Here is a 21,973-nt window from a genome sequence, read left to right on the forward strand (position 1 = left end):
GCGCCCGCCGACGCCGCCGCCGCCGTTTATCGCGCGCCCACCCGCCACACCGTCACTTCGTGCAGCGTCTCGCCCGGCTTGAGCGCCGTCGACGGGAAGGCCGGATGATTCGGCGAATCGGGAAAATGCTCGGCTTCCAGCGCGAACGCATCGGTTTGCCGGTAGACCGTGCCGCCCTTGCCCGCGACGCTGCCGTTCAACCCGTTGGCCGTATAGAACTGCAGCCCCGGCTGCGTGGTGTACAGCTCGAGGAAACGCCCGGACGCCGGGTCGTAAGCGCGCGCGGCAAACGCGGGGGCCGATTGGCCGCCCTGGTCGAGCACCCAGTTCTGGTCGTAGCCATGCGCGATCGCGAGCTGCGGATACGCATCGCGCAAATGCGCGCCGATCGGCGTCAGCTGGCGCAGGTCCATCGGCGTGCCCGCGACGCTCGCCAGTTGCCCGGTCGGAATCGACGTATCGTCGGTCGGCGTGAAACGCGATGCGGCGATCTCGATCAGTTGCCGCTCGACGCTGCCGCCCGCCTGCCCGGCCAGATTGAAGTAGCTGTGGTTGGTCAGGTTGACGACCGTGTCCTTGTCCGTCGTGGCGCGATAGTCGATGCGGATCTGGTTGTCGCGGGTCAGCGTGTAGGTCACGTCCGTCGTCAACGTGCCGGGGAAGCCGTTCTCGCCGTCGGGGCTCACGTAGCGCAGCGTGACGCTCGAACCGGTCGCGTCGCTGTGCGTGCCGGTGACCGTCCAGACCTTCGCGTCGAAACTGTCGGGGCCGCCGTGCAGCGTGTTCGGCCCGTCGTTGACCGGCAGCTTCCACGTCTTGCCGTCGAGCGTGAAGCGTCCGCCCGCGATGCGGTTCGCATACCGGCCGATCAGCGCGCCGAAATGGATGTTGCCGTTGTGCGCCTCGTAGTCGCGCAGCGAATCGAAGCCGAGCACGATGTCGGCCGCGTGGCCGGTGCGATCAGGCACGTCGAGCGCGGTCACGATGCCGCCGTACGTGATGACTTTCAGCCTCACGCCGCGCGGGTTCGCGAGCGTGTACTGGCTCACCGCCTGCCCGGTCGCGGTCGTCCCGTAATCGGCGCGGCTGATCGAGACTTCGGGCGCCGCCGATGCAACGGCTGCGTGCAGCGCGAACGTTGCGAACACACCTATCGCGAGCATCGGTTGTCGCGGCCAGCGTCGTTTCATGGAAATCTCTCCAAAGTAGTGCGGCCCGTGCGGCCGCGCAAGTTGCATGCCTGCACGTCGCCGCGGTTGTCATGCCGCGCCCCGCATCCGCGTCGCGACGATCACGTATGGTCCGCGCGCCACCGGCGAGGCGTGACGCCGGTCAAGCGCGTGAAGGTGCGCGAGAAATGGCTCTGATCGGCGAAGCCGCACGCAACGGCGATCATGCTCAACGGCATGTTCGGGTCGCGCATCCATTCCTTCGCCCGTTCGACGCGCTGCACGATGAGCCAGCGATGCGGCGGCAGCCCGGTCGTTCGATGAAACGCCTTGACGAAATGGCCGCGAGACAGCCCGCACGCGCTCGCCACGTCGGCCAGGCCGATATTGCCGTCGAGGTGCGCGAGCAGCAAATCCTTCGCGCGGCGCGCCTGCGACGGCGTGAGCTTGCCGTCCGATCTTTCCCGCCGTTCGCCGACGCCGCCGTAACGATGCGCGACGTGCGCCTGAAACGCCAGCCCCACGTGATCGATGAAGATCTGCGACGCTTCAGCGGGCCGGGCCAGCGCGGGCAGCAACGCGTGTCCGAGCGCATGGATGACCGAATCGTGGGTGCTCAGATGCGGCGGCAGATAAAGCTGCGGCCGCTGCCGGCCGCCGAGGTCGTCGACCGTTTCCTCGAGCGTGTGGCGCGGCAGATGGAAATGCAGGCAATCGAACGCGCCCTGGAGATCGGCCACCCAGCGACGGTCGAGATCGTAGATCGACACGGTCCCCGCGTCATACGGAACGAACGGTGCGGGGCGGCCGTCGAGCCACAGATCCTGCTCGCCGAACGGGTGCAACTGCAGCACGATCAGATCCGTATTCTCGAGTTCATAGGGCGCGGTCAGCCCCATGTTCCTGCGCAAGCTCTTGAGCCGGACGATACCGATCTGCCCGTTCGGCAACGCTTGCGTGACGACGGTCTGCCTGACGTCGGCCGGGATGAAATCGGACGATGCGGTGTCCGGCTGAGGGGCGCTCATGGGGCGAGGCGGGAAGATGAATGCGAGGCTTGTCACTCTAGCAAATCGCGGCGACGCACGCTGCTCGCGCCGCACCCCGCACTGGTATGATGCGCCAGCCACCCCCTACCGGAATTCGCGATGAAGCTGTCATTCGAAGCGCTCGAAGCCCTGGACGCGATCGACCGCACCGGCACCTTTGCCGAAGCCGCGGAACTGCTGCATCGTGTCCCGTCCGCGCTCACCTACCTGGTGCAGAAACTCGAAAGCGATCTCGGCGTGGCGCTGTTCGACCGCAGCGGACGGCGCGCGAAGCTCACGCATGCGGGCCGCATCGTCGTCGAGGAAGGCCGGCGCCTGCTGCGCGCGGCCGAGCAGCTCGAAATGAAGGCGCTGCGCGCGCAACAGGGCTGGGAAACGGAAGTGCGCGTCTGTATCGACGAAATCCTGCCGTTCGACGCGCTGTGGCCGTACGTCCACCGGTTCTACGCGCTCGGGATGGACACGCGGTTGCGGCTGTCGACCGAAGTGCTCGGCGGCGCGTGGGATGCGCTGATTTCGCGGCGGGCGGATCTCGTCGTCGGCGCGGCGGGCGAACCGCCGGAATTGCCGGGCATCGTCGCACGGCCGATCGGCTCGCTGAAACACGTGTTCGCGGTCGCGCCGTCCCATCCGCTCGCGGCGCTGCCCGAACCGCTGGCGATGGCGTCGGTCGTCCAGTATCGCGGCGCGGTGATCAGCGATACGTCGCGCGAACTCCAGCCGCAGTCGGTGGCGATCGATGCGGGCCAGCCGTATCTCGCTGTACCGACGCTGGCCGCGAAGCTGGAAGCGCAATGCGAAGGGCTCGCGGTCGGCACGCTGCCCGAATGCATCGCGGCGCGCGCGATCGCCGACGGCAAGCTCGTCGCGCGCCAGGTGACCGGCATGCGCGATACCACGCACTGCTATCTCGCGTGGCGCGGCGACGAGGCGGGCCGCGCGCTGCACTGGTGGGTCGAGCAACTCGACCAGCCCGATCTCGTCGATCGTTTCACGACGCCGGACTGACGCGCGCGTTCGCGGCCCGGCGCCCCTTCGCGATCCGGCACGGCGTCAGCCGAGCGAATCGTGCAGCCGCTTCATTTCCTTCTCGAGCCAGCCGATCAGGCTGAACCCCGCGTGCGCTTTCTCGACCGGAGGAATCATCACCCGTTCCTCGGTCGCGATATGGTCGGTGAGCGACTCGCACATCAGCCTGCCGAGCGCCGGCTTCCTCGCGATCAGTGCCGACAGATCCTCGCTGCGAAGCTGATGCACGGTCATCGCGGTCACCGCGTGAACGGTCGCATGAAGCCGCGTGCCGGCGAGCACGACCGACTGACCGATCGCATCGCCCGGCGCCATCCGCCGGACTTCGACGTCGCCGGACGCGCCCGGCACGAACACCGCCGCGACGCCCGATTCGACGATCGTCAGCACGCGCGATTCCGCATTCGACGCATAGATCACGTCACCCTTGCCGAACGAACGCGCGACCAGCGCATCGGCCAGCACCGCCAGATCGTCGTCGTCCACGCGCGCGAACAATTCGACCGCGCGCAACAGCAGTAGCCGACGCGATACCGGCTGCCCTTGCGATGTCGATGCGGACGCCGGCGCAGGCACCCCGAGCGGCCGCCACGCGACGCCCGCCGCGGCCAGATGCCGATGCGCGAGATCGTAGAGCGCGTTGCGCACGGTGATTTTCTTCTGCAGCGCGTCGACGTAGCAGACGAGTTCGTACTGGATCGCATTCGCGCGGAACGCCTTCACGACCGCGATCGGCGCGGGGCGCGCGAGCACGTCGAGCGAACTCGCCGCGGCCCGCTCCAGCGCACCGACGGCCACCGCCGGCCGCACCGCGGGATCGAGGTCGAGCGCGAGCGTCACGCCGTGCAGGCCCGGAGGTTCGCTGAGATTCACGATCGTCGCGCGCGCCGCGGTGCTGTTCGGCACGACGACCAGGTTGCCGAGGCTGTCGATCAGCTTCGTCGCACGCCAGTTGCTCTCGACGATGCGCCCTTCGAGCTCGCCGATCGAGACCGTATCGTCGAGCCGGAACGGTTGCGTGGTATTCAGCACGAGCCCGGAGAACACGTCGTTCAGCGTGTTCTGGAGCGCGAGGCCGAGTATCACCGCCACGGCGCCGGAGGTCGCGACCAGGCCGCTCAACGGCAGGCCGAGCACGTAGCCGAGCGCGGCCACCGCGGCCGCGCCGAACACGATGCCTTCCGCGAGGTCGTGAAACAGCCGCTGGTTGCGCCACGCATGCGGCAGCAGCAGATGGTTGAGCAGCAGGCTGAACACGATCGCGCACTGGAGCCACCACGCGATGCAGACGGCCTGGACCACGATCCGGTCGAGCCCGCCGAGCGACGCGGGCACGGCGAGCGGGCTCACGCCGGTCGCGAACAGCACCGCGGTCAACACGGCGAACGCCGCACAGCGCCGGATGGCGCGCGCCACGGCGCGATCGCGCCCGAACAGCCGCCACGCGGCGAGATCGGCCAGCACGATCGGTGCGCCGTAGAGCGCCGTATCGGAGAAATTCAACATGTCGGAACGCACGCGCGGCGCGTGAATGGATGGGCGCGGCAGCACGTACGTCGCCGCGCGGACGGAATCGTCGGGCACATGGCGTGCGGGCCGCCGACGCGCTGGCCGCGGCTAGGCGCGCCGGCGCATGACGCCCGGCAACGGCAGCGGCAATACGTAGCGGCCGGCGCCCGCGATCGCGATCGTGCCGAACAGGATCAGCAGCATCCACGCGAACTGCGCGTCGCGCAGCGGCCAGTCGGGGTGGACGAACACCAGCGCGACGAGCGTGACGATCATCACCGGAAGCGCCGCCAGCCTCGGGTACAGACCGACGATCATGAAGACCGGGCACACGACCTCCGCGAAGATCGCGAACAGGATCGACAGCGTGCGGCCGAGATGGAACGGATCTTCGATGGCCGCGGCTTCGGCCGTGTAATGCACGACCTTCGGCAAGCCGTGCACCACGAGCAACAGCACGCTGGCGGCGACGCGCAGAAACAGCAGGCCGAGATCGGTCGCGTGACGGGAAAGGTCGGGTTGATCAGGTTTCATGCGGCGGGTCGTCGGTTGAGCGGGATGCGCGGCGACGCGCGCGCCGGGCGTTTCGCCGCGCCGGCGTTCAGCGGGGTCGCGCGATGTCGGCGGGCGCACGCGGTCGGCGCGCATGCGTGCCGACGAGGTGCCGGCGCGCTCCGTTCAGGCAATCTACGCGCGCCGCCTGCCGCCGTCCTGTATCCGGGCTGAATCGTTCTGAAACAGGGGGGACGCGCACGAACCCGGCGTCACGACTCGCGCGACGGCAGTTCGGCCTCGGCCGCATCGAATCCGAGTGCGTGCACCTCCGACCATGCATCGTGCACGATCCGCGTCGACCCCGCGGTATGCGCGAGCGCCGCCGCATACGCGGCCAGCACCCGCACGCGCGCATCGTCGGACACCCCGGTTGCATTCGCGTCGCGCATCGCATCGAGCGCGACGCGGGCGCGCTCGCGACATTCGTCGACGAGCGACAGATCGAACAGGCACGGCACCGCGACGGCCGCGAGCGCGATGCCGAGCGCCGCGTCGCCCTGCGCCGAAAATGCCCAGTCGAGCGCGGCACGCAGATTGCCGAGTTCGCGCCGGACCGCATCGAGCCGGGTCGCGCCATCCGGCCCACTGCCCGGCCCGCTGCCCGGCGCGTCGCCATCGTGGGCCGCGCGCCGGAACAACGCGAGGAAGTAGGTCGCGTGCGCGCGCGCCGCGGCCGCGCCCTCGCCGTGACTGTCGAGTTGCTGTTGCGCGTAGGCCCGGGTGGTCGTCAGCAGCCGGTAGCGCGGCACGCCGTGCGCGGTCTCGAGGATCACCAGCGATTTCGACACGAGGCCGGCGATCGTATCGAGCAGATCGGCGCCGGCCGGCCCGTTGGCGCCGACGACCTCGCGCACGGCCTCGATCGAGAAGCCGTCGCGAAACACGCCGAGCCATCGCAGCAGCAGGCGCTCGGCGTCCCCGAGCAACCGGTAGCTCCAGTCGTACATCGCCTGCAGCGTCTGGTGACGCGGCAACGCGGTGCGAAAACCGCCGGTCAGCAGCCGAAAGTGATCGTCGAGATGGGCGGCCAGCACGTCGATGCCCAGCACGGCGGCGCGGGCCGCCGCCAGCTCGATCGCGAGCGGCAGGCCGTCGAGGCGACGGCAGACCGACGCCATCAACGCCAGGCTGCGCGCGTCGAGCGGAAAACGCGGATCGGCCGCACGGGCCCGCGCCGCGAACAACTGCACCGCGCTGGCATTCATCGCCTCGCGATCGCCAGCCCCTTCGTCGGGGACGTCGAGCGGCGGCACCGGGCACACGCGCTCGCCGTGGATGCGCAGCGATTCGCGGCTCGTCGCGAGCACGCACAGCCCGTCGTTCGCATCGGTGAGCGCGCTCGCGATCTGCGCGGCGGCGTCGAGCAGGTGCTCGCAATTGTCGAGCACGAGCAGCATCCGGCGACGCGCGACGCTGGCGAGCACCGCTTCGAGGGTCAGCGATCCGGTCGGCTGCGTGATGCCGAACGCGCCGGCCAGCGCGTCCGGCACGAAGCGCGGACACGCGACGGTCGCGAGCGAAACGAATACGGTGCCTTCCGGAAAGCGTGCGTCGGCGCGCGCCGCCGCTTCGATCGCGACGCGCGTCTTGCCGATGCCGCCCGCGCCGACCAGCGTCACGACGCGCGCGCCCTGCAGGGCGGCCAGCACGTCGGCGACCGTCTGTTCGCGGCCGAACAGCGTGCTCGGCGCCGCGGACGGCCGCCACGTCGCGGGACGCACGGGCGCGTCGCCGTCGTCCTGCCCGGCGACCAGCCGATAGCCGCGGCCCGGCACCGTCACGATCAGGTTGCGGTCGCCGGCCAGCGCCTTGCGCAGCGACGCTATGTGCACCTGCAGGTTGTTTTCCTCCACCACGGTGTGCGGCCATACCCGCTGCATGATGTCGTCTTTCGATACCAGCGCACCGTTCGCCCGAATCAACAACTCGAGAATTTCGAATGCGCGGCTGCCGATGCGCAGCAGCTTGCCGTTCGAACGAATTTCACGTCTGTCGAGAAAAACGTGAAGTGTTCCAATCCGGATCATGAGAATTTCTTGAGGGTGACATTCAACGGCGTCCCACTGAAATCGGGTGTGCCGGTTCGGCATCAATGCTACGGTATTTGCATGGTCGAATGATTCAAATTATCAGAATGAACGGCTCGAATTTTTTGAAATGACGAAAAATTCCGCCATGCGGCGCTGCTTTGGGCCCGAGTACCGCCCAAGCACCGAAATACGGCGAGGTCACGCACGTTTCATGTGCAAATCGTGCATGCGTCCATGAATGCGATTTCGATATATCGGACGAAACGTTTTTCGAGCGGAGAAATGTGGCGCATTTTCTTTTCGATTCGAACGGCCGGTTTATTTTCGGGCGCTCTATTACGTCGGCCGAATATCCGTCGGCTCATTTGTGTGCGCTTCCGACCCGATTCGTCACGCGAAACAGGCGGCGCGTGCCCCGCGCCGCCACCGGCCGGCGTCGCGGAGCTCAGCCCTGCACGAACGCCAGCAATTCGTCGTTCAGCCTGGCCGCATGGGTCAGGTACAGCGCATGCGGGCCGCCTTCATAGACGCTCAGCGTCGCATCCGGCACGAGTTTCGCGGTCGCGGCGCCCGTCAGCGCGAGCGGAGCCGTCTGGTCGTCGTCGCCGTGAATCACGCGCGTCGGCACGTCGAACCGTTGCAGGTCGGCGCGGAAATCGGTTTCGGAAAACGCGCGAACGCACTCGAGCGTGCCCTTCAGCCCGCCCTGCAGCGCCATCACCGAGGTCCAGCCGAGCGCCGCGCGCGACACCGTCGAGCCGCCGCGGTTCGAACCGGTAAAGAGCGGCCAGAAGCCGTCGAAAAACGCCGCGCGATCGGCGACGATGCCCGCGCGAATGCCGTCGAATACCGCGACGTCCACGCCTTCCGGATGATCGTCGCGGCGCGCGACGAGCGGCGTCACGGAGCCGATCAGGACCGCCTTCGCGATGCGGCGCGTGCCGTGCCGGCCGATGTAGCGGGCCACCTCGCCGCCGCCCATCGAAAAGCCGACGAGCGTCACGTCATGCAGGTCGAGCGTCTCGAGCAGCGTCGCGAGATCGTCGGCCAGCGTGTCGTAGTCGTAGCCGCTCCACGGTTGGCCGGAGCGCCCGAAGCCGCGCCGGTCGTACGCGATGCCGCGCAGGCCGTGCGACGCCAGATGATGCATCTGCACGTCCCACATGTCGGCGTTCAGCGGCCAGCCGTGAATGAACACGACCGGGTGGCCGCTGCCCCAGTCCTTGTAGTGGATCGACACGCCGTCGCGGGTGGTGAACGTGCTCATGAAGGTTCCTTTCGAGTAGGGAAGCCGCGCCCACGGACGCGGCCAAAGCGTGCGGCGCGGCGCGTCACGCCCGGGACTGCCGGGCGACGAACTGCTCGAGCGCCGTCGCGAGCACCATCTCGCGGCAGTTCGCGGGGCGTTTCTCGCCGCGCCACTGGGGTTTGTAGATCGCGTCGCCGACCCGGATCGGTTGCCCGGTGAGCGCGCAGCGCGCCAGCCTGCGCGCCTTCGCGCTGATCCAGCGTTGTTCGTCGTAGCGGCAGCGCGTCGGATCGCTCCACGACACCAGCATCGACGAATCGGTCTGCCGCTCGACGGCGACGATCGCGCTGCGGCGGCGCACGTCGCCGCTCGACGGCACCGGCGCATCGTCCCGATGCGGGCGACGCGAGCCGTCCGTCTCTCGCGCGCGCGGCATCGGCGGCATCCGGACGCCCGTGGCAGATAGCGGTCCGAGCGACGTGATCATGTGCTCCCAGCGATTGAAGGCGTCCATGGCGGCTTATCCAGGCAGGTGACGGGCGGCGCGGGCCGGTCGGCCCTGTTCGCGTGGCGCGCGACGTGTGCCGATGACCCGATGCTGACGATAACCGCCGTGCGCTGAAGAGTCCCGGTCGCGGGCTTAATTGTTCTGCAGTGCCGCAAATCCGCTGGAGGCGTCGCGGCGTTCAAGAGAATTCAGCCGGATTTCAGTACGACGCACACCGCGCCGGATTACGCTCCCGACGGCATTCGTTCGTCCGCGCGCCACCATCGACGCGCGGCGGCGCACGCCGGACGGCTGCCGGGCGGGATGGCCGCGGCCAGCCGCCACCGATCCACCATCCCGTGCGGCCTCGCCGCCGCATACCTCAGGAGTCCAGATGCATCCCGAACAGACCGACGCCGTTTCGTCGGCGCGCCGCCGCGACATGCTGCTCGCCGGCGCGACGGCCGTTGCCGCAGCCGCGCTGCCCGCCATGGCGGCCGCGGCCGGCACGCCGTCCCACAGCCCCTCTTCGGCCCACTCAGGAGCGCACACGATGAACACGATCACCACCAAGGACGGCACGCAGATCTACTTCAAGGATTGGGGCAGCGGCCGCCCGGTCGTGTTCTCGCACGGCTGGCCGCTGTGCGCGGACGCGTGGGACGCACAGATGCTGTTCCTCGTGCAGCACGGCTATCGCGTGATCGCGCACGACCGCCGCGGCCACGGCCGTTCGGGCCAGCCGTCGCGCGGCAACGACATGAACACGTATGCGGACGATCTCGCCGCGCTGCTCGACGCGCTCGACGTGCGCGAAGCCGCGCTCGTCGGCCACTCCACCGGTGGCGGCGAAGTCGCGCGCTACATCGGCCGCCATGGCACGAAGCGCGTGGCGAAGGCGGTGCTGATCGGCGCGGTGCCGCCGCAGATGGTGAAGTCGCCGACCAATCCCGGCGGCTTGCCGATGGAGGTGTTCGACGGCATCCGCAAGAACGTCGCGGAGAACCGCTCGCAGTTCTACAAGGATCTCGCCGTGCCGTTCTTCGGCTTCAACCGCCCGAACGCGAAGGTGTCGCAGGGCACGATCGACGCATTCTGGTCGCAGGGCATGATGGGCGGCATCCATGGCCAGTACCTGTGCGTGAAGGAGTTCTCGGAAGTCGACTACACCGAGGACCTGAAGAAGATCGACGTGCCGACGCTCGTGCTGCACGGCGACGACGACCAGATCGTGCCGATCGACGATTCGGCCCGGCTGTCGTCGAAGATCGTCAAGCACGCGGTGCTGAAAGTGATCGAAGGCGGCGCGCACGGCATGTGCGTCGTGAACGCCGATCGCATCAACGCCGAGCTGCTTGCGTTCCTGCAGGCGTAATCGCGCGGTCCGTCGCGACGGCGTGCATGCCGCCGCGACGGACGCGGCGGACGCGCCGTTCAGGACTTTTCAGGAAATTTCAGACCGCCCGGTGCCACACTTACGGCGCCCGCACCGGGCGCAGCAGGATGCCGAGCAGCGCGCCGGCGAGCGCGAACGCCATCGCCACCCGGAAGTTGTCGGCCAGCGCGAGCGTCGTGGCCTGCACGCGCACCGCGCGATCGACGAGCGCATAGGCCGCCTGGTTGCCTGTCGCGAACGTGGCGCCGTGCGCGACCAGCGACGCCGCGCCGGCTCGCAGCCGTTCGAGCGTTTCGGGATCCGACAGCGACACATGCAGACCGACGAGATTCGAATGGGTAGCCTCCCTGATCCGCTGAATCACCGCGATCGACGTCGTGCCGAGCTGCCCGCTCAGCAGGCGCGTCGCCTGCACGACCGCGCCGAACGTCAACGCGTGCTCGGCCGTCACGTGCTTGCCGAAGAAGAAGATGACCGACGTGAGCGCCATCGTCTGACCGAGCGCCTGCAGCAGCTGCGACGGAATGAAGTCGGGCTCGGCCCACACCGGCGTGAGCCGCGAGCCGAGCGCGAACGCGATCGCCACCATCGCGAAGCCGGCGACGATCAGCCGGCGCGGATCGACCCGCTGCAGCAGCAGCGCGACGCACGGCGCGAGCAGCAGTTGCGGGATCGCGATCCAGCGCAGCGTGTCGCCGATCTGCAACGGCCGCAGGCCGTACGTGCTGGCGAGGAACAGCGACGGGATGAAGCTCGTGTTGAGCACGGTGAAGCGCACGAGGCCGACGAGCACGATCAGCAGCGCGATGTTGGGCCGTGCGAGGTAGCCGAGATCCAGCCCGGCGCGCGGCGACGCGAGTTCGTGAATCAGGAAGGCGGCGATCATCAGGATGCCGGCGGCCAGCAGCGCGACGATCAGCGGCGACTGCAGCCAGAACAGCCGCTCGCCCTGGTCGAGCGCGATGCACAGGCACGCGAACCCGCCCGCGCCGAGCAGCATCCCGCGCGCATCGATGCCCGACGCGAAGCGCTTGATCGGCTCGTCGGCGAGCGACAGCATCAGGCACGCGATGAACGGCACGGTCAGCGCCGCGTTCTGCCAGAACAGCCAGCGCCAGCTCAGGTGTTCGCTATACCAGCCTTCGAGCGTGGCCGACAGGTTCAGCGACATCTCGAGATTCATCGCATACGCGGCGATGCCGAACGGAATCAGCCGCGGCCGCAGCGTGCGCACGACGAAGCCGACCGTCAGCGGCACGAACACGCCGGACGCGAGCCCCGCGATCGCCTGGCATACGATGAACGCGCCGAATTGCGTGCACAGCGGCAGCACGCTTTCCGCGCCGAGAAACACCACGGCGCCCGCGACCAGCACGCGGCGCGTGCCGAACATGAAGGCCGCCGCGATCGCGAGCGGCCCGACGAACATCTGCGACGCGGTGAACGCGGTGTTGATCCACGTGCCTTCGTCGAAGCCGACGCCGAGCGCGCCGCGCACATCGGCCAGCCCGAGCGACGTGATGCGCGACGTGAGCGTCGCGATGATGGCGCCGAGCAGCACGGCGGCGATCGCGGCGATCGACCGAAACGTCGGAATGTCGGAGGCCGGGCCTGCGGCCGGTGCCGGCACGGCACTGCCGGTAGCGAACGTCGTGTTCATCGTCGAGCGGCTCCCGCCTGTCAAGCTGGCGCAAGCATAACGCGGTGCGTCGAATCCTGCCCGTACGACGGAGTTTGCCGATCATGACCCCACCCTCTCCCGCACCGTCGCCCGCTGCGCCCGCGCGTTCCCGACGGCCGGCCATCGTCGCGATCGCCGCGATCGCGCTGCTGCTCGTCGCGTTGCTCGTGTACGAGTTCGATGCACGCGATCGCGGCACCGACGACGCGTACGTGACCGGCCATCTGCACGTGATCTCGCCGCGCGTCGCCGGCACGGTCGAGCGTGTGCTCGTCGACGACAACCAGTTCGTTCACGCGGGCGACGCGCTCGTGCAGATCGATCGGCGCGACTTCGACGTGCGCGTCGCGGCGCAGCGCGCCCGCGTCGCCCAGGCGCATGCCGATGCGAGCCGCGCACGCGCGCTGATCGAGCAGGCGGACGCGGCGCTCGTGTCGGCGCACGCCGATGCCGAAAAGGCCGAACTCGATTACGCCCGTGCACGCGAACTGACCCGCGAGACGCCGCGCGGCTTGTCGAAGCAGGAGTTCGATGCGGCCGATGCCGCACGCAAGTCCGCCCGCGCGCGCGTCGCGGCGGCCGATGCGCAACGGCGCAGCGCGCTCGCCGCCGCTCAGGCCGCCGATGCCGCGTCGAGCCAGAACGACGCCGAGTTGCGCGACGCGCTGCTGCAACTCGGCTACACGGCGGTCGTCGCGCCGTCGGACGGCTACGTCGGCAAGAAGACCGTCGAGACCGGCGAGCATGTCGCGCCCGGCCAGGCGCTGCTCACGCTGGTCGAGCCGCATCCGTGGATCGTCGCCAATTTCCGCGAGACGCAGTTGCGACACGTGCGCGCCGGCGACGCCGTGCAACTGCGCTTCGATGCGCTGCCGCAGCGCGTGTTCAGCGGCCGCATCGACAGCCTGTCGCCCGCGACCGGCGGGCAGTTCGCGCTGCTGCCGCCCGACAACGCGACCGGCAATTTCACGAAGGTCACGCAGCGCGTGCCCGTGAAGATCCTGCTCGACGGCCCGGCCGCGACGGAACCGCGCATCCGGCCCGGGCTGTCGGTCGTCGTCACGCTGCAACCCGGCAGCGAATCGCGATGACGCGCGTCTTCGCCCTGCTCGCCGCGAGCCTGCTGGCCGCGTGCTCGATTACGCCACAGCCGCTCGCGCCCGTCCCGGTCGGACACGACGGGTTCCGCCATGCCGATCCGGCGACCGATGCGCGTGCGCCGTCGCTCGCTGCGTGGCCCGCCTGGTTCGGCGATCCGCAGCTCAGCGTGCTGATCGATGCCGCGCTCGCGCACAACCTCGATCTCCGCGCGGCGGCCGCGCGCGTCGACCAGGCGCAGGCGCTGCTCGGCGTGCGCGATGCGGCACTGGCGCCGACCGTGCGCGTCGACCCGTCGTTCAGCCGCACGCGTGTATCCGGCACGGTCGACAACGCGCTGCCGAAGCGCACGATGCACAACTGGTCGGTTCCCGTCGCCGCGAGTTATGAAGTCGATCTATGGGGGCGCCTGCGCGGCGACGCCGACATTGGCGAACAGAACGTGCTGCAGGCGGCGGCCGACCGCGATGCGGTGCGTCTGCGGGTGGCGACCGAAGTGGCAGTCGACTACCTGACGCTGCGCTACGTCGACGACGATCTCGTGACGCTCACACGCGCGATCGGGCTGCGGCGCACCGCGCTCGACGTGATCGCCGCGCGCGTGCGGGCCGGCGCGGCCAGCGATCTCGACGGGCTGCGCGCATCGGCCGATCTCGATACCGCGCATGCCGATCTCGCGGAGAGCCGCCGGCTGCGCGAGAACCTCGTCGACGCGATTGCGGTGCTGACCGGCGTGTCACCGACCGCGTTCGACGTCGACACGGGCACCGTGCCCGTGCAGGTGCCGGACGTGCCGGCCGGGCTGCCGTCTTCGCTGCTCGCCCAACGCCCGGACGTATTCGCGGCGGCCCGGCGCGCCGATGCGGCGTCGCTCGAACTGGGCATCGCGCGCACCGCATGGCTGCCGACGCTGACGCTGACCGCCGACGGCGGTTTCGCCACCCGCGACCTGCGCTCGTTTCTCGACCGCAACAGCTCGCTGTGGAGTCTCGGCGCGAACGTCGCGCTGACGCTGTTCGACGGCGGCAAGCGCGATGCCGCGGTGGCCGCCGCGCGGGCCGGCACGGACGTCGCCGACGCCAACTATCGCGCGACCGCGATCGCTGCGTTGCGCGACGTGCAGGATGCGCTCAACGACATCGCCGCGCACAAGGAGCGGATCGTGCGCTACGACCACGCGGCGCGCGCGACCGACGCCGCCGCGCGGCTGTCGCTGAGCCGCTACGCGCATGGGTACGTCAGCTACCTGGAAGTGATCGACGCCGATCGCGATGCGCTGAATGCGCGGCGCCAGCTGATTCACAGCCGGCAGGCGCTGGCCGTCGCGACGGTGAGCCTCGTCCGCGCGTTGGGCGGCGGGTGGACGCCGCCAGCGCGCGCCGGCCGGGGCGGGTTGCGCGACGCGACGCAAGCCGACGCGCGATGAATGCGTCGAACGGCCCGCGAACGCGTCCGCGTCACGCACCTGCGAGCCGATGCGCATCCTCGCCGAGAAACCGGTGCACGAAGGTCACGGCCATCGCGCCTTCGCCGACCGCCGACGCGACGCGCTTGACCGATCCCGATCGCACGTCGCCCGCCGCGAACGATCCCGGCACGCTGGTTTCCAGATGGTACGGCCGGCGCTCGAGCGGCCACACGCGCTCGAACGCCGGACAATCGTACAGATCGCCGCCGGTCACGAGATAACCGTCCGGATTGCGAATGATGTCGGTGTCCTTCGCCCAGTCGGTATTCGGCGCGCCGCCGATGCACACGAACAGGCGCGTGGCCGGCAGCCGTTCGCGCGTGCCGTCCGCCGAGCGAAGCTCGATCGCGTCGAGCCAGCCGTCGCCGTGCAGCGCGGCCACGCTCGACCGGTAGCGGACCTCGATGTTCGGCGTGCGCTCGATCCGGTCGATCAGGTAGCGCGACAGCGTGTCGGCGAGCGACGCGCCGCGCACGAGCATCGTCACCTGGCGCGCATGCCGCGAGAAGTTCATCGCGGCCTGGCCGGCCGAATTGCCGCCGCCGACGATGAACACCTGCTCGCCCGCGCACATCGGCGCTTCGCTCGACCCGGCGCCGTAGAACAGCCCCGCGTTGAGAAACGCCGGTTCCTCCGGCAGCCCGAGGCTGCGATATTCGATGCCGGTCGCGCAGATGTTCGCGCGGGCGACCAGGATCGACCCGTCGGCGAGCTCGACGCGGATCTTGCCGTCGACGAACGTCGCATGCACGCCCTCGCGCATCGTCAGCAGTTCGACGCCGAACTTCACCGCCTGCTCGCGGGCGCGCTCCGCGAGCTCCGCGCCCGGGATGCCGTCGGGGAAGCCCATGTAGTTCTCGATCAGCGAACTCGTGCCGGCCTGCCCGCCGATCGCACCGCGCTCGATCACGACCGCGCGCAACCCTTCGGACGCCGCGTAGACCGCCGCGGACAGCCCGGCCGGCCCCGCGCCGTAGATCGACACGTCGTATTCGACGAAGCGCGGCCGCGCGACCCAGCCGAGCCGCGCGGCGATCTCGGTCAGGGTCGGCTGGTACAGGCGCGAGCCGTCCGGAAAGATCACGACCGGCAGCCGGATGTCGCGCAGCGGCGCGATGCCGAGCACCTGCGCGCAGTCGGCGTCGGACGTCAGCTCGCACCAGTCGTACGCGATCATGCGCCGCTGCAGGAAATCGCGGATCGCGTACGCGTCCCTGCTGCGCGGCAGGCCGACGATCCGCACGTGTTGCGGTTGCTCCATGAGCGCCTCCCGATGATGTCGATGTCGAATGCGGTCCGGCCGGTGCGGCGATGCCGCGGCCGGACGCATTCGCGACTGTACGCCGCCGGTACGCGCCGCGCGGGTCGCTTCATGACAATTAAGGTCCGGCCGCGACGCGACGCTGCACAATGCCGCGTACCCCTCCCGCTTGCGGCCGCGTGCCGGCCACGCCGCAAGCGTCGCTCCCGCGCCGGCATCGGAGCGCAAGATGGCCAACGCCTGTATGCATCTCGACGAAGCACGCGTGTTCGACACCGACAAGGACTACTGCGAGGAATGCGTCAAATCGGGCAGCCCGTGGGTGCATTTGCGGATGTGCCTGATCTGCGGGCACGTCGGCTGCTGCGACTCGTCGCCGAATCGCCACGCGAGCCGGCATTTCCACGACACCGGCCACCGGCTCGTCCGCTCGATCGAGCCCGGCGAGCGCTGGATCTGGTGCTACGCGGACGAAGTCGTCGCCGGCGAGGTTCCGTCATGACGCGACGTGCGGGACGGCCGTGACATAGCCCGCCCGTCATCCGTCGTCGGCGCCGAACCCCGGCCGATCCGGGGCCGGACACCGTTCAGAACGTTTCAGCGCCGCTTCAGGCAACGGTGGCGGCCTCTGCGTAGACTGCCTTCATGCGCTGCATTCATGCGCTACCGCGCACGACAGCGCTTGCGCCCGTTATCGACTGCTGGAGTGACAACTTGATCCCCGCCGCCCATCACCGCCGCTCGGCAACACGCTCGCGGCCGCATCGGACGACCCCGCACGGCCGCCCCGCATCGTCCGGTGTCGCCGCGCCTCGCATGACTTGCGGCGCACCGCGTCGCCCGGAGCTCGCATGAAGCACAAACGACTCTGGCTCGGCGCGGCCGGCATCGCGGTCGCGGGCCTCGCGGTCGCGATCGGCATCATGGTGCGGCCGTCGATCGCGCCGATCGATCCGCCCGCCCCCGCCTCGTTCGATCCGCAACTGGTGCGCGCCGGCGCGCGCGTCGTCGCGCTCGGCGACTGCATCGTGTGCCACACCGCGAAGGACGGCAAGCCGTTCGCGGGCGGGCTGCCGCTCGCGACGCCGTTCGGCACGATCTATGCGACCAACATCACGCCGGACGCCGAAACGGGGATCGGCCGCTGGTCGCGCGACGCGTTCGCCCGGGCGCTGCGCACCGGCATCGGACGCAACGGCCAGCCGCTCTACCCGGCGTTTCCGTACATTCATTTCACGCGGATGTCGGACGACGACATCGCCGCCGCGTATGCGTACCTGATGACCCGCGAGCCGGTACACGCGACGGCGCCCGCCAACGACCTGATCTTTCCGCTGAACTTCCGCCCGCTGGTCGCGTTCTGGAACGTGCTGTTCCTGCGCGAAGGCGCGTATCAGCCGGACCCGGCGCAGTCCGCGCAATGGAACCGCGGCAGGATGCTCGTCGACGGGCTCGGCCACTGCGCGTCGTGCCATTCGCCGCTGAACGCGATCGGCGGCGAGCAGCGCGGCCGCGCGTTCGACGGCGGCATCGTCGACGGCTGGGAAGCGCCGCCGCTCAATGCGCTCGGCCAGGCCGCGCGGCCGTGGACGCAGGCGCAGCTCGTCACCTACCTGCGCACCGGCCGCGCGAGCGAGCACGGCGCGGCGGCCGGGCCGATGCTGCCGGTCACGCGCGACCTCTCGACGGTGCCGGTGGAGGACGTCGAGGCGATCGCCACTTACATCCTTTCGGTCCAGAAGCCGGCGAACGCGCGTGCGGCCACGAATCCGGTCGAACGCGCCGCGACGACGCCGGCCGCGCAACGCGGCGCGACGCTGTTCCAGGCGTCGTGCGCGCAGTGCCACGGGCCGGCCGCGCCGATGCAGTCCATCGGCGAGCGGCCGACGCTTTCGTTCAGCACGGCGGTCAACGCCGATACGCCGCGCAACGCAATCCAGATGATGTTCAACGGGATCGGCTGGCACGGCGAGGACACGCTCAACTACATGCCGTCGTTCATCGACCAGTACGATGACGCGCAGATCGCCGATCTCGCCGCGTACGTGCGCGAGACCTATACCGATCGTCCCGCGTGGCCGGGCGTCGACGCGATGGCCGCGAAGCTCAGAAAAGAGGACACCGCACGATGATTACCCTCACCGTCAACGGCGTGCGGCACACGCTGGACATCGATCCGTCCACGCCGCTGCTGTACGCGCTGCGCAACGACCTGCACCTGCACGGCGCGAAGTTCGGCTGCGGCCTCGGCCAATGCGGCGCCTGCACCGTGATCGTCGACGGCAAGCCGACCTTCTCGTGCCTGATGCCGGTGGCCGCGGTCGGCGCGCGCAGCGTGCGCACCATCGAAAGCCTCGGCACCGCCGAGCATCCGGGCCCGCTGCAACGCGCGTTCATCGAGCACCAGGCCGCGCAGTGCGGCTACTGCATCGCCGGGATGATCATGCGCGCGCAGGCGCTGCTCGAACGCAATCCGAAGCCGACAGAACAGGAACTGCGCACGCACATGGAACCGAACCTGTGCCGCTGCGGCACGCACATGCGGATTCTCGCGGCGGTGCGCTCGGTCGCGGGGCTGCCGGCCCCCGAACCCGCTTCCGCTCCCGTCACGATCAGCAAGGGGCTGTAATGAATTCCCACGACGACATCGACGAAGGCCGCCGGCATTTCATCGTCTCCGGCGCGCTGTTCGTCGCGTTCAGTCTCGCGCCCGCGTCGCGCGCGGCCGCGCAACTGGTGATCGCTGACGAAGGCGCGGCCGTGCACGTGGCGAAGGCCACCCAGGCGCTCGCCGGCAGCCTGAAGACCAATCCGCTGCTCGACGCGTGGGTCAAGATCGCGCCGGACGGCAAGGTCACCGTGTTTACCGGCAAGGTCGAGCTCGGCACCGGCGTGCGCACCGCGCTGCTGCAAGTGGCCGCCGAGGAACTCGACATGAAGCCGTCGCTGATCACGTTCCTGACCGCCGACACCGGTGCGTCGCCGGACGAAGGATTGACCGCCGGCAGCCATACGATGGCCGACAGCGGTTCCGCGCTGCTGAACGCGACCGCGCAGGTGCGCGCGCTGCTGGTGGAAGGCGCGGCGAAACGCTTCGGCGTCGATCCGGGCGTGCTGACGACCGCCGACGCGGTGATCAAGGCGCCCGACGGCCGCACGATGACCTACGGCGACGCGATCCGCACGGTCGACCTGCATCGCAATGCGGCCCCCATGTCGCCGCTGAAGAACCCGGCGACGTTCGCCGTGATCGGCACGTCGCTGCCGCGCGTCGACATCCCGAACAAGGTCACGGGCGGCGTCAGCTACGTGCAGGACATGCAGCTGCCCGGCATGCTGCACGCACGCGTCGTGATGCCGCCGGTGTACGACGCGACGCTGCTGTCGTTCGACGAAGCCGCGATCCTGAAGCTGCCCGGCGTCGTGCGGGTCGTGCGCAACGGCAGCATGCTCGCGGTGGTCGCGCAGGGCGAGTGGCAGGCGGTGGTCGCGCAGCGCGCGCTCGCCGCCGGCTGCCGCTGGTCGCCGGGCCGCAAGCTGCCCGAGCGCGGCACCGTGCACGCGGACCTGAAACGGATCTCGACGCAGCGCATCGAGATCGCGAACACGCACGCGGCCACCGCGCCGGCCGTGAAGACGCTGAACGCGACGTTCCTGAAGAACTACCTGCTGCACGGGTCGATCGGGCCGTCGTGTTCGGTCGCGCATCTCGAGAACGGAATGATGACGGTGTGGACCCACTCGCAGGGCGTCTACCCGCTGCGCGACGCGCTCGCGGAGATGCTGTCGATGCCGAAGGCCAGTGTGCGCTGCATTCACACCGAAGGCTCCGGCTGCTACGGCCACAACGCGGCGGACGACGCGGCGGCGCACGCGGCGCTGATCGCCGCCGCGATGCCGGGCAAGCCGATTCGCGTGCAATGGATGCGCGAACAGGAACACACGTGGGATCACTTCACGCCCGCGATGGTGACCGAGGTCAGCGCGTCGCTCGATGCGGGCGGCCGCATCGTCGACTGGAACTATGCGTTGTGGAGCAGCTCGCACAACGAGCGGATCGTCAACGCCGGCCGGCTGCTGCCCGCGCGCATGCTCGAGCCGCCGTTCGTGCCCGCGCCGTCGACACCGATGCTGCAACCGGAGGGCGGCGGCGACCGCAACGCGATTCCGCTGTACGCGCTGCCGAACCAGCACATCGTCAACAACTTCTCGCCGACGATGCCGCTGCAGACTTCCGCGATGCGCTCGCTCGGCGCGCACACCAACGTCTGGGCGATCGAGAGCTTCATGGACGAGCTCGCGCGCGCGGCCGGCGTCGATCCGGTCGAATTCCGGCTGCGTCACATGGAAGACCATCGCGCGCGGCAGGTGATCCAGCTCGCCGCGAAGCACTTCGGCTGGCCGCGGCCGCCGCGCGCGCGCAACCGCGGCGTCGGCTTCGCGTTCGGCAAGTACAAGAACCTGATGGCCTACGTCGCGATCGCGGTCGAGGTATCGGTCGTGCCGGAAACCGGCCAGGTGACGCTCGAACACGCGGAAGCCGCCGTCGACGCGGGCCAGATCGTGTCGCCGGACGGCATCCGCAACCAGATCGAGGGCGGCATCGTGCAGGCCGCGAGCTGGACGCTGTACGAGGCGCTGAAGTACGACACGGAACGGATTCGCAGCTTCGACTGGAGCAGCTACCCGATCCTGCGCTTCTCGGCCGTGCCGCAGAGCGTGAAGGTCCACCTCGTCAATCGCCCCGGCGCGCCGTTTCTGGGCGCGGCCGAGGCGTCGATGGGGCCGACCGCCGGCGCGCTGGCCAACGCGATCTTCGACGCGACCGGGCAGCGCATGCGCGAAATGCCGTTCGCCGGCGACGCGCTGAGAAAGCGCATCGACGCATAGCGGGTCGGTCACCCCCGCTACGCGCCCCCCTATATCCGACATGAGACAAGACGGCGCCGGCACGCACCGGCGCCGCATGCCGACAGGCTGGAGAACTTCCGACGATGGATACCTTGCTTTCGATGCGCGTGTTCACGCGCATCGTCGAAACCGGCAGCTTCACGCGCGCCTCCGACACGACCGGCCTCACCACGCCGCGCGTGTCGGCGCTGCTGAGCGCACTCGAGCAGCATCTCGGCTGCCGGCTGCTGAACCGCACCACGCGGCGCATCTCGCTGACCGAGGACGGTCAGGCCTACTACGAACGTTCCGTCGCGGTGCTGCGCGAGATCGACGACATGGAGGCATCGGTCTCGCAGGCCCGCAACGTGCCGCGCGGCCGGCTCAAGGTGAACCTGCCGCCCGCGATGGCCAAGCAGGTCGTGGTGCCCGCGCTGCCGGCGTTTCTCGACGCCCATCCGGACATCATGCTCGAACTCGGCGTGACCGACCGGCAGATCGACCTCGTCGGCGAAGGGGTCGACTGCGTGGTGCGCATCGGAGCGCTCGACGATTCGGGCATGATCGCGAAGCGGATCGGCAGCCTGACCACCTGTACGTGCGGCTCGCCTGCCTATTTCGCGCGGTGCGGCGAGCCGCAGACCGTCGACGATCTCGCGCAGCACGTCGCGGTCAGTCACATCTCGGCCGACACCGGGCGGCCGCGCCCGTGGGATTACGTGGTCGACGGCGAGCCGCGCATCGTGCAGATGTGCGGCACGGTGGCCGTCAACGACGCGGACAACTACATCGAGTGCGGCGTCGCCGGCATCGGCCTGATCAAGACGTCGCTGTACCTCGTCGAGCCGTACCTGAAATCGGGCCGGCTGCGCGAGGTGCTGACCGATTTCAACGCGCCGGCCCGGCCGATCTCGGTGCTGTATCCGCCCAATCGCCACATCCCGGTCAAGCTGAAGGTGTTCGTCGACTGGCTCGCGGGCCTGTTCGAGCAGATTCCGACGCTGCAGGGCAAACGCGGCTGACCGGCCCGGCGCGCCACCTTTGCGTGCCGCGCAACGCTCGATTGCGCGGCGTCCCGCTTCCGGCTTTATCGGTTGATCAC

At 69.4% G+C, this 21,973-nt stretch carries 19 protein-coding genes; 9 read left to right on the forward strand and 10 right to left on the reverse strand.

Going from position 1 to position 21,973, the window contains the following annotated elements; translation table 11 throughout:
- Positions 1-26: 26 nt before the first annotated feature.
- Positions 27-1,190: an aldose epimerase family protein gene (locus HWX07_RS09420; RefSeq protein WP_175876104.1), complete on the reverse strand. Its 1,164-nt coding sequence runs from the start codon at positions 1,188-1,190 to the stop codon at positions 27-29.
- Between the two features lie 101 nt (positions 1,191-1,291).
- A complete protein-coding gene (locus tag HWX07_RS09425) occupies positions 1,292-2,197 on the reverse strand; it encodes an AraC family transcriptional regulator (RefSeq protein WP_175876105.1) in 906 nt (301 codons plus the stop codon).
- Positions 2,198-2,317: 120 nt separating this feature from the next.
- On the opposite strand from HWX07_RS09425, the gene HWX07_RS09430 reads away from it, so the two are divergent.
- A complete protein-coding gene (locus HWX07_RS09430) occupies positions 2,318-3,226 on the forward strand; it encodes a LysR family transcriptional regulator (protein WP_006481353.1) in 909 nt (302 codons plus the stop codon).
- 45 nt (positions 3,227-3,271) lie between these two features.
- Here HWX07_RS09430 and HWX07_RS09435 read toward each other — a convergent pair whose 3' ends face one another.
- From HWX07_RS09435 to HWX07_RS36940, 6 genes are all read right to left on the reverse strand, one after another.
- On the reverse strand, positions 3,272-4,753 hold the full coding sequence (locus HWX07_RS09435; protein WP_175876106.1) for a mechanosensitive ion channel family protein: 1,482 nt from the start codon (positions 4,751-4,753) through the stop codon (positions 3,272-3,274).
- A 111-nt stretch (positions 4,754-4,864) separates the two neighbouring features.
- Positions 4,865-5,290 (reverse strand): DoxX family protein, encoded by a 426-nt coding sequence (locus tag HWX07_RS09440; RefSeq protein WP_175876107.1) that lies wholly within the window; start codon positions 5,288-5,290, stop codon positions 4,865-4,867.
- Positions 5,291-5,520: 230 nt separating this feature from the next.
- Positions 5,521-7,338 carry a winged helix-turn-helix domain-containing protein gene (locus HWX07_RS09445; RefSeq protein WP_175876108.1) on the reverse strand — a complete coding sequence of 606 codons (1,818 nt, stop codon included), beginning with the start codon at positions 7,336-7,338 and terminating at the stop codon, positions 5,521-5,523.
- Positions 7,339-7,786: 448 nt separating this feature from the next.
- A complete protein-coding gene (locus HWX07_RS09450) occupies positions 7,787-8,608 on the reverse strand; it encodes an alpha/beta hydrolase (protein WP_175876109.1) in 822 nt (273 codons plus the stop codon).
- 64 nt (positions 8,609-8,672) lie between these two features.
- Complete coding sequence (locus HWX07_RS09455; RefSeq protein ID WP_175876110.1) at positions 8,673-9,104, reverse strand: DUF3331 domain-containing protein; 432 nt, start codon at positions 9,102-9,104, stop codon at positions 8,673-8,675.
- A gap of 126 nt (positions 9,105-9,230) precedes the next feature.
- The gene (locus tag HWX07_RS36940; protein ID WP_244129962.1) at positions 9,231-9,650 is read right to left on the reverse strand and encodes a hypothetical protein; all 420 of its coding nucleotides are present in this window, start codon (positions 9,648-9,650) and stop codon (positions 9,231-9,233) included.
- Here HWX07_RS36940 and HWX07_RS09460 point away from each other — a divergent pair.
- A complete protein-coding gene (locus HWX07_RS09460; protein WP_244129963.1) occupies positions 9,631-10,452 on the forward strand; it encodes an alpha/beta hydrolase in 822 nt (273 codons plus the stop codon). The two genes, HWX07_RS36940 and HWX07_RS09460, sit on opposite strands and share 20 nt — an antisense overlap.
- 100 nt (positions 10,453-10,552) lie before the next feature.
- Here HWX07_RS09460 and HWX07_RS09465 read toward each other — a convergent pair whose 3' ends face one another.
- Positions 10,553-12,133 carry an MFS transporter gene (locus tag HWX07_RS09465; RefSeq protein ID WP_175876112.1) on the reverse strand — a complete coding sequence of 527 codons (1,581 nt, stop codon included), beginning with the start codon at positions 12,131-12,133 and terminating at the stop codon, positions 10,553-10,555.
- Between the two features lie 83 nt (positions 12,134-12,216).
- Between HWX07_RS09465 and HWX07_RS09470 the strand changes: the two genes are divergently transcribed.
- Together HWX07_RS09470 and HWX07_RS09475 are read left to right on the forward strand one after the other, a co-directional pair.
- A complete protein-coding gene (locus HWX07_RS09470) occupies positions 12,217-13,245 on the forward strand; it encodes an HlyD family secretion protein (RefSeq protein ID WP_175876113.1) in 1,029 nt (342 codons plus the stop codon).
- The gene (locus tag HWX07_RS09475) at positions 13,242-14,678 is read left to right on the forward strand and encodes an efflux transporter outer membrane subunit (RefSeq protein ID WP_175876114.1); all 1,437 of its coding nucleotides are present in this window, start codon (positions 13,242-13,244) and stop codon (positions 14,676-14,678) included. The genes HWX07_RS09470 and HWX07_RS09475 overlap by 4 nt, the downstream gene beginning before the upstream one ends.
- A gap of 31 nt (positions 14,679-14,709) precedes the next feature.
- On the opposite strand, the gene HWX07_RS09480 is transcribed toward HWX07_RS09475, so the two are convergent.
- Positions 14,710-15,981, reverse strand: coding sequence for an NAD(P)/FAD-dependent oxidoreductase (locus HWX07_RS09480; protein ID WP_175876115.1), 1,272 nt, complete (start codon positions 15,979-15,981; stop codon positions 14,710-14,712).
- Between the two features lie 229 nt (positions 15,982-16,210).
- Between HWX07_RS09480 and HWX07_RS09485 the strand changes: the two genes are divergently transcribed.
- From HWX07_RS09485 to HWX07_RS09505, 5 genes are all read left to right on the forward strand, one after another.
- Entirely contained in the window at positions 16,211-16,483 is a 273-nt protein-coding gene (locus tag HWX07_RS09485; protein ID WP_175876116.1) for a UBP-type zinc finger domain-containing protein, read from the forward strand.
- Positions 16,484-16,832: 349 nt separating this feature from the next.
- Positions 16,833-18,113, forward strand: a complete 1,281-nt coding sequence (locus tag HWX07_RS09490) for a cytochrome c (RefSeq protein WP_175876117.1) — start codon at positions 16,833-16,835, stop codon at positions 18,111-18,113.
- Positions 18,110-18,610 carry a (2Fe-2S)-binding protein gene (locus HWX07_RS09495; protein ID WP_006498476.1) on the forward strand — a complete coding sequence of 167 codons (501 nt, stop codon included), beginning with the start codon at positions 18,110-18,112 and terminating at the stop codon, positions 18,608-18,610. Before HWX07_RS09490 ends, HWX07_RS09495 begins: the two co-directional genes overlap by 4 nt.
- Positions 18,610-20,871, forward strand: a complete 2,262-nt coding sequence (locus HWX07_RS09500; RefSeq protein ID WP_175876118.1) for a molybdopterin cofactor-binding domain-containing protein — start codon at positions 18,610-18,612, stop codon at positions 20,869-20,871. Before HWX07_RS09495 ends, HWX07_RS09500 begins: the two co-directional genes overlap by 1 nt.
- A gap of 104 nt (positions 20,872-20,975) precedes the next feature.
- On the forward strand, positions 20,976-21,893 hold the full coding sequence (locus HWX07_RS09505) for a LysR family transcriptional regulator (RefSeq protein WP_006481367.1): 918 nt from the start codon (positions 20,976-20,978) through the stop codon (positions 21,891-21,893).
- The last annotated feature ends 80 nt before the right edge of the window (positions 21,894-21,973 follow it).

Origin of the sequence: Burkholderia sp. BCC0097, from assembly GCF_902832985.1 — a bacterium.
In the GTDB taxonomy this organism is placed as follows: domain Bacteria; phylum Pseudomonadota; class Gammaproteobacteria; order Burkholderiales; family Burkholderiaceae; genus Burkholderia; species Burkholderia orbicola.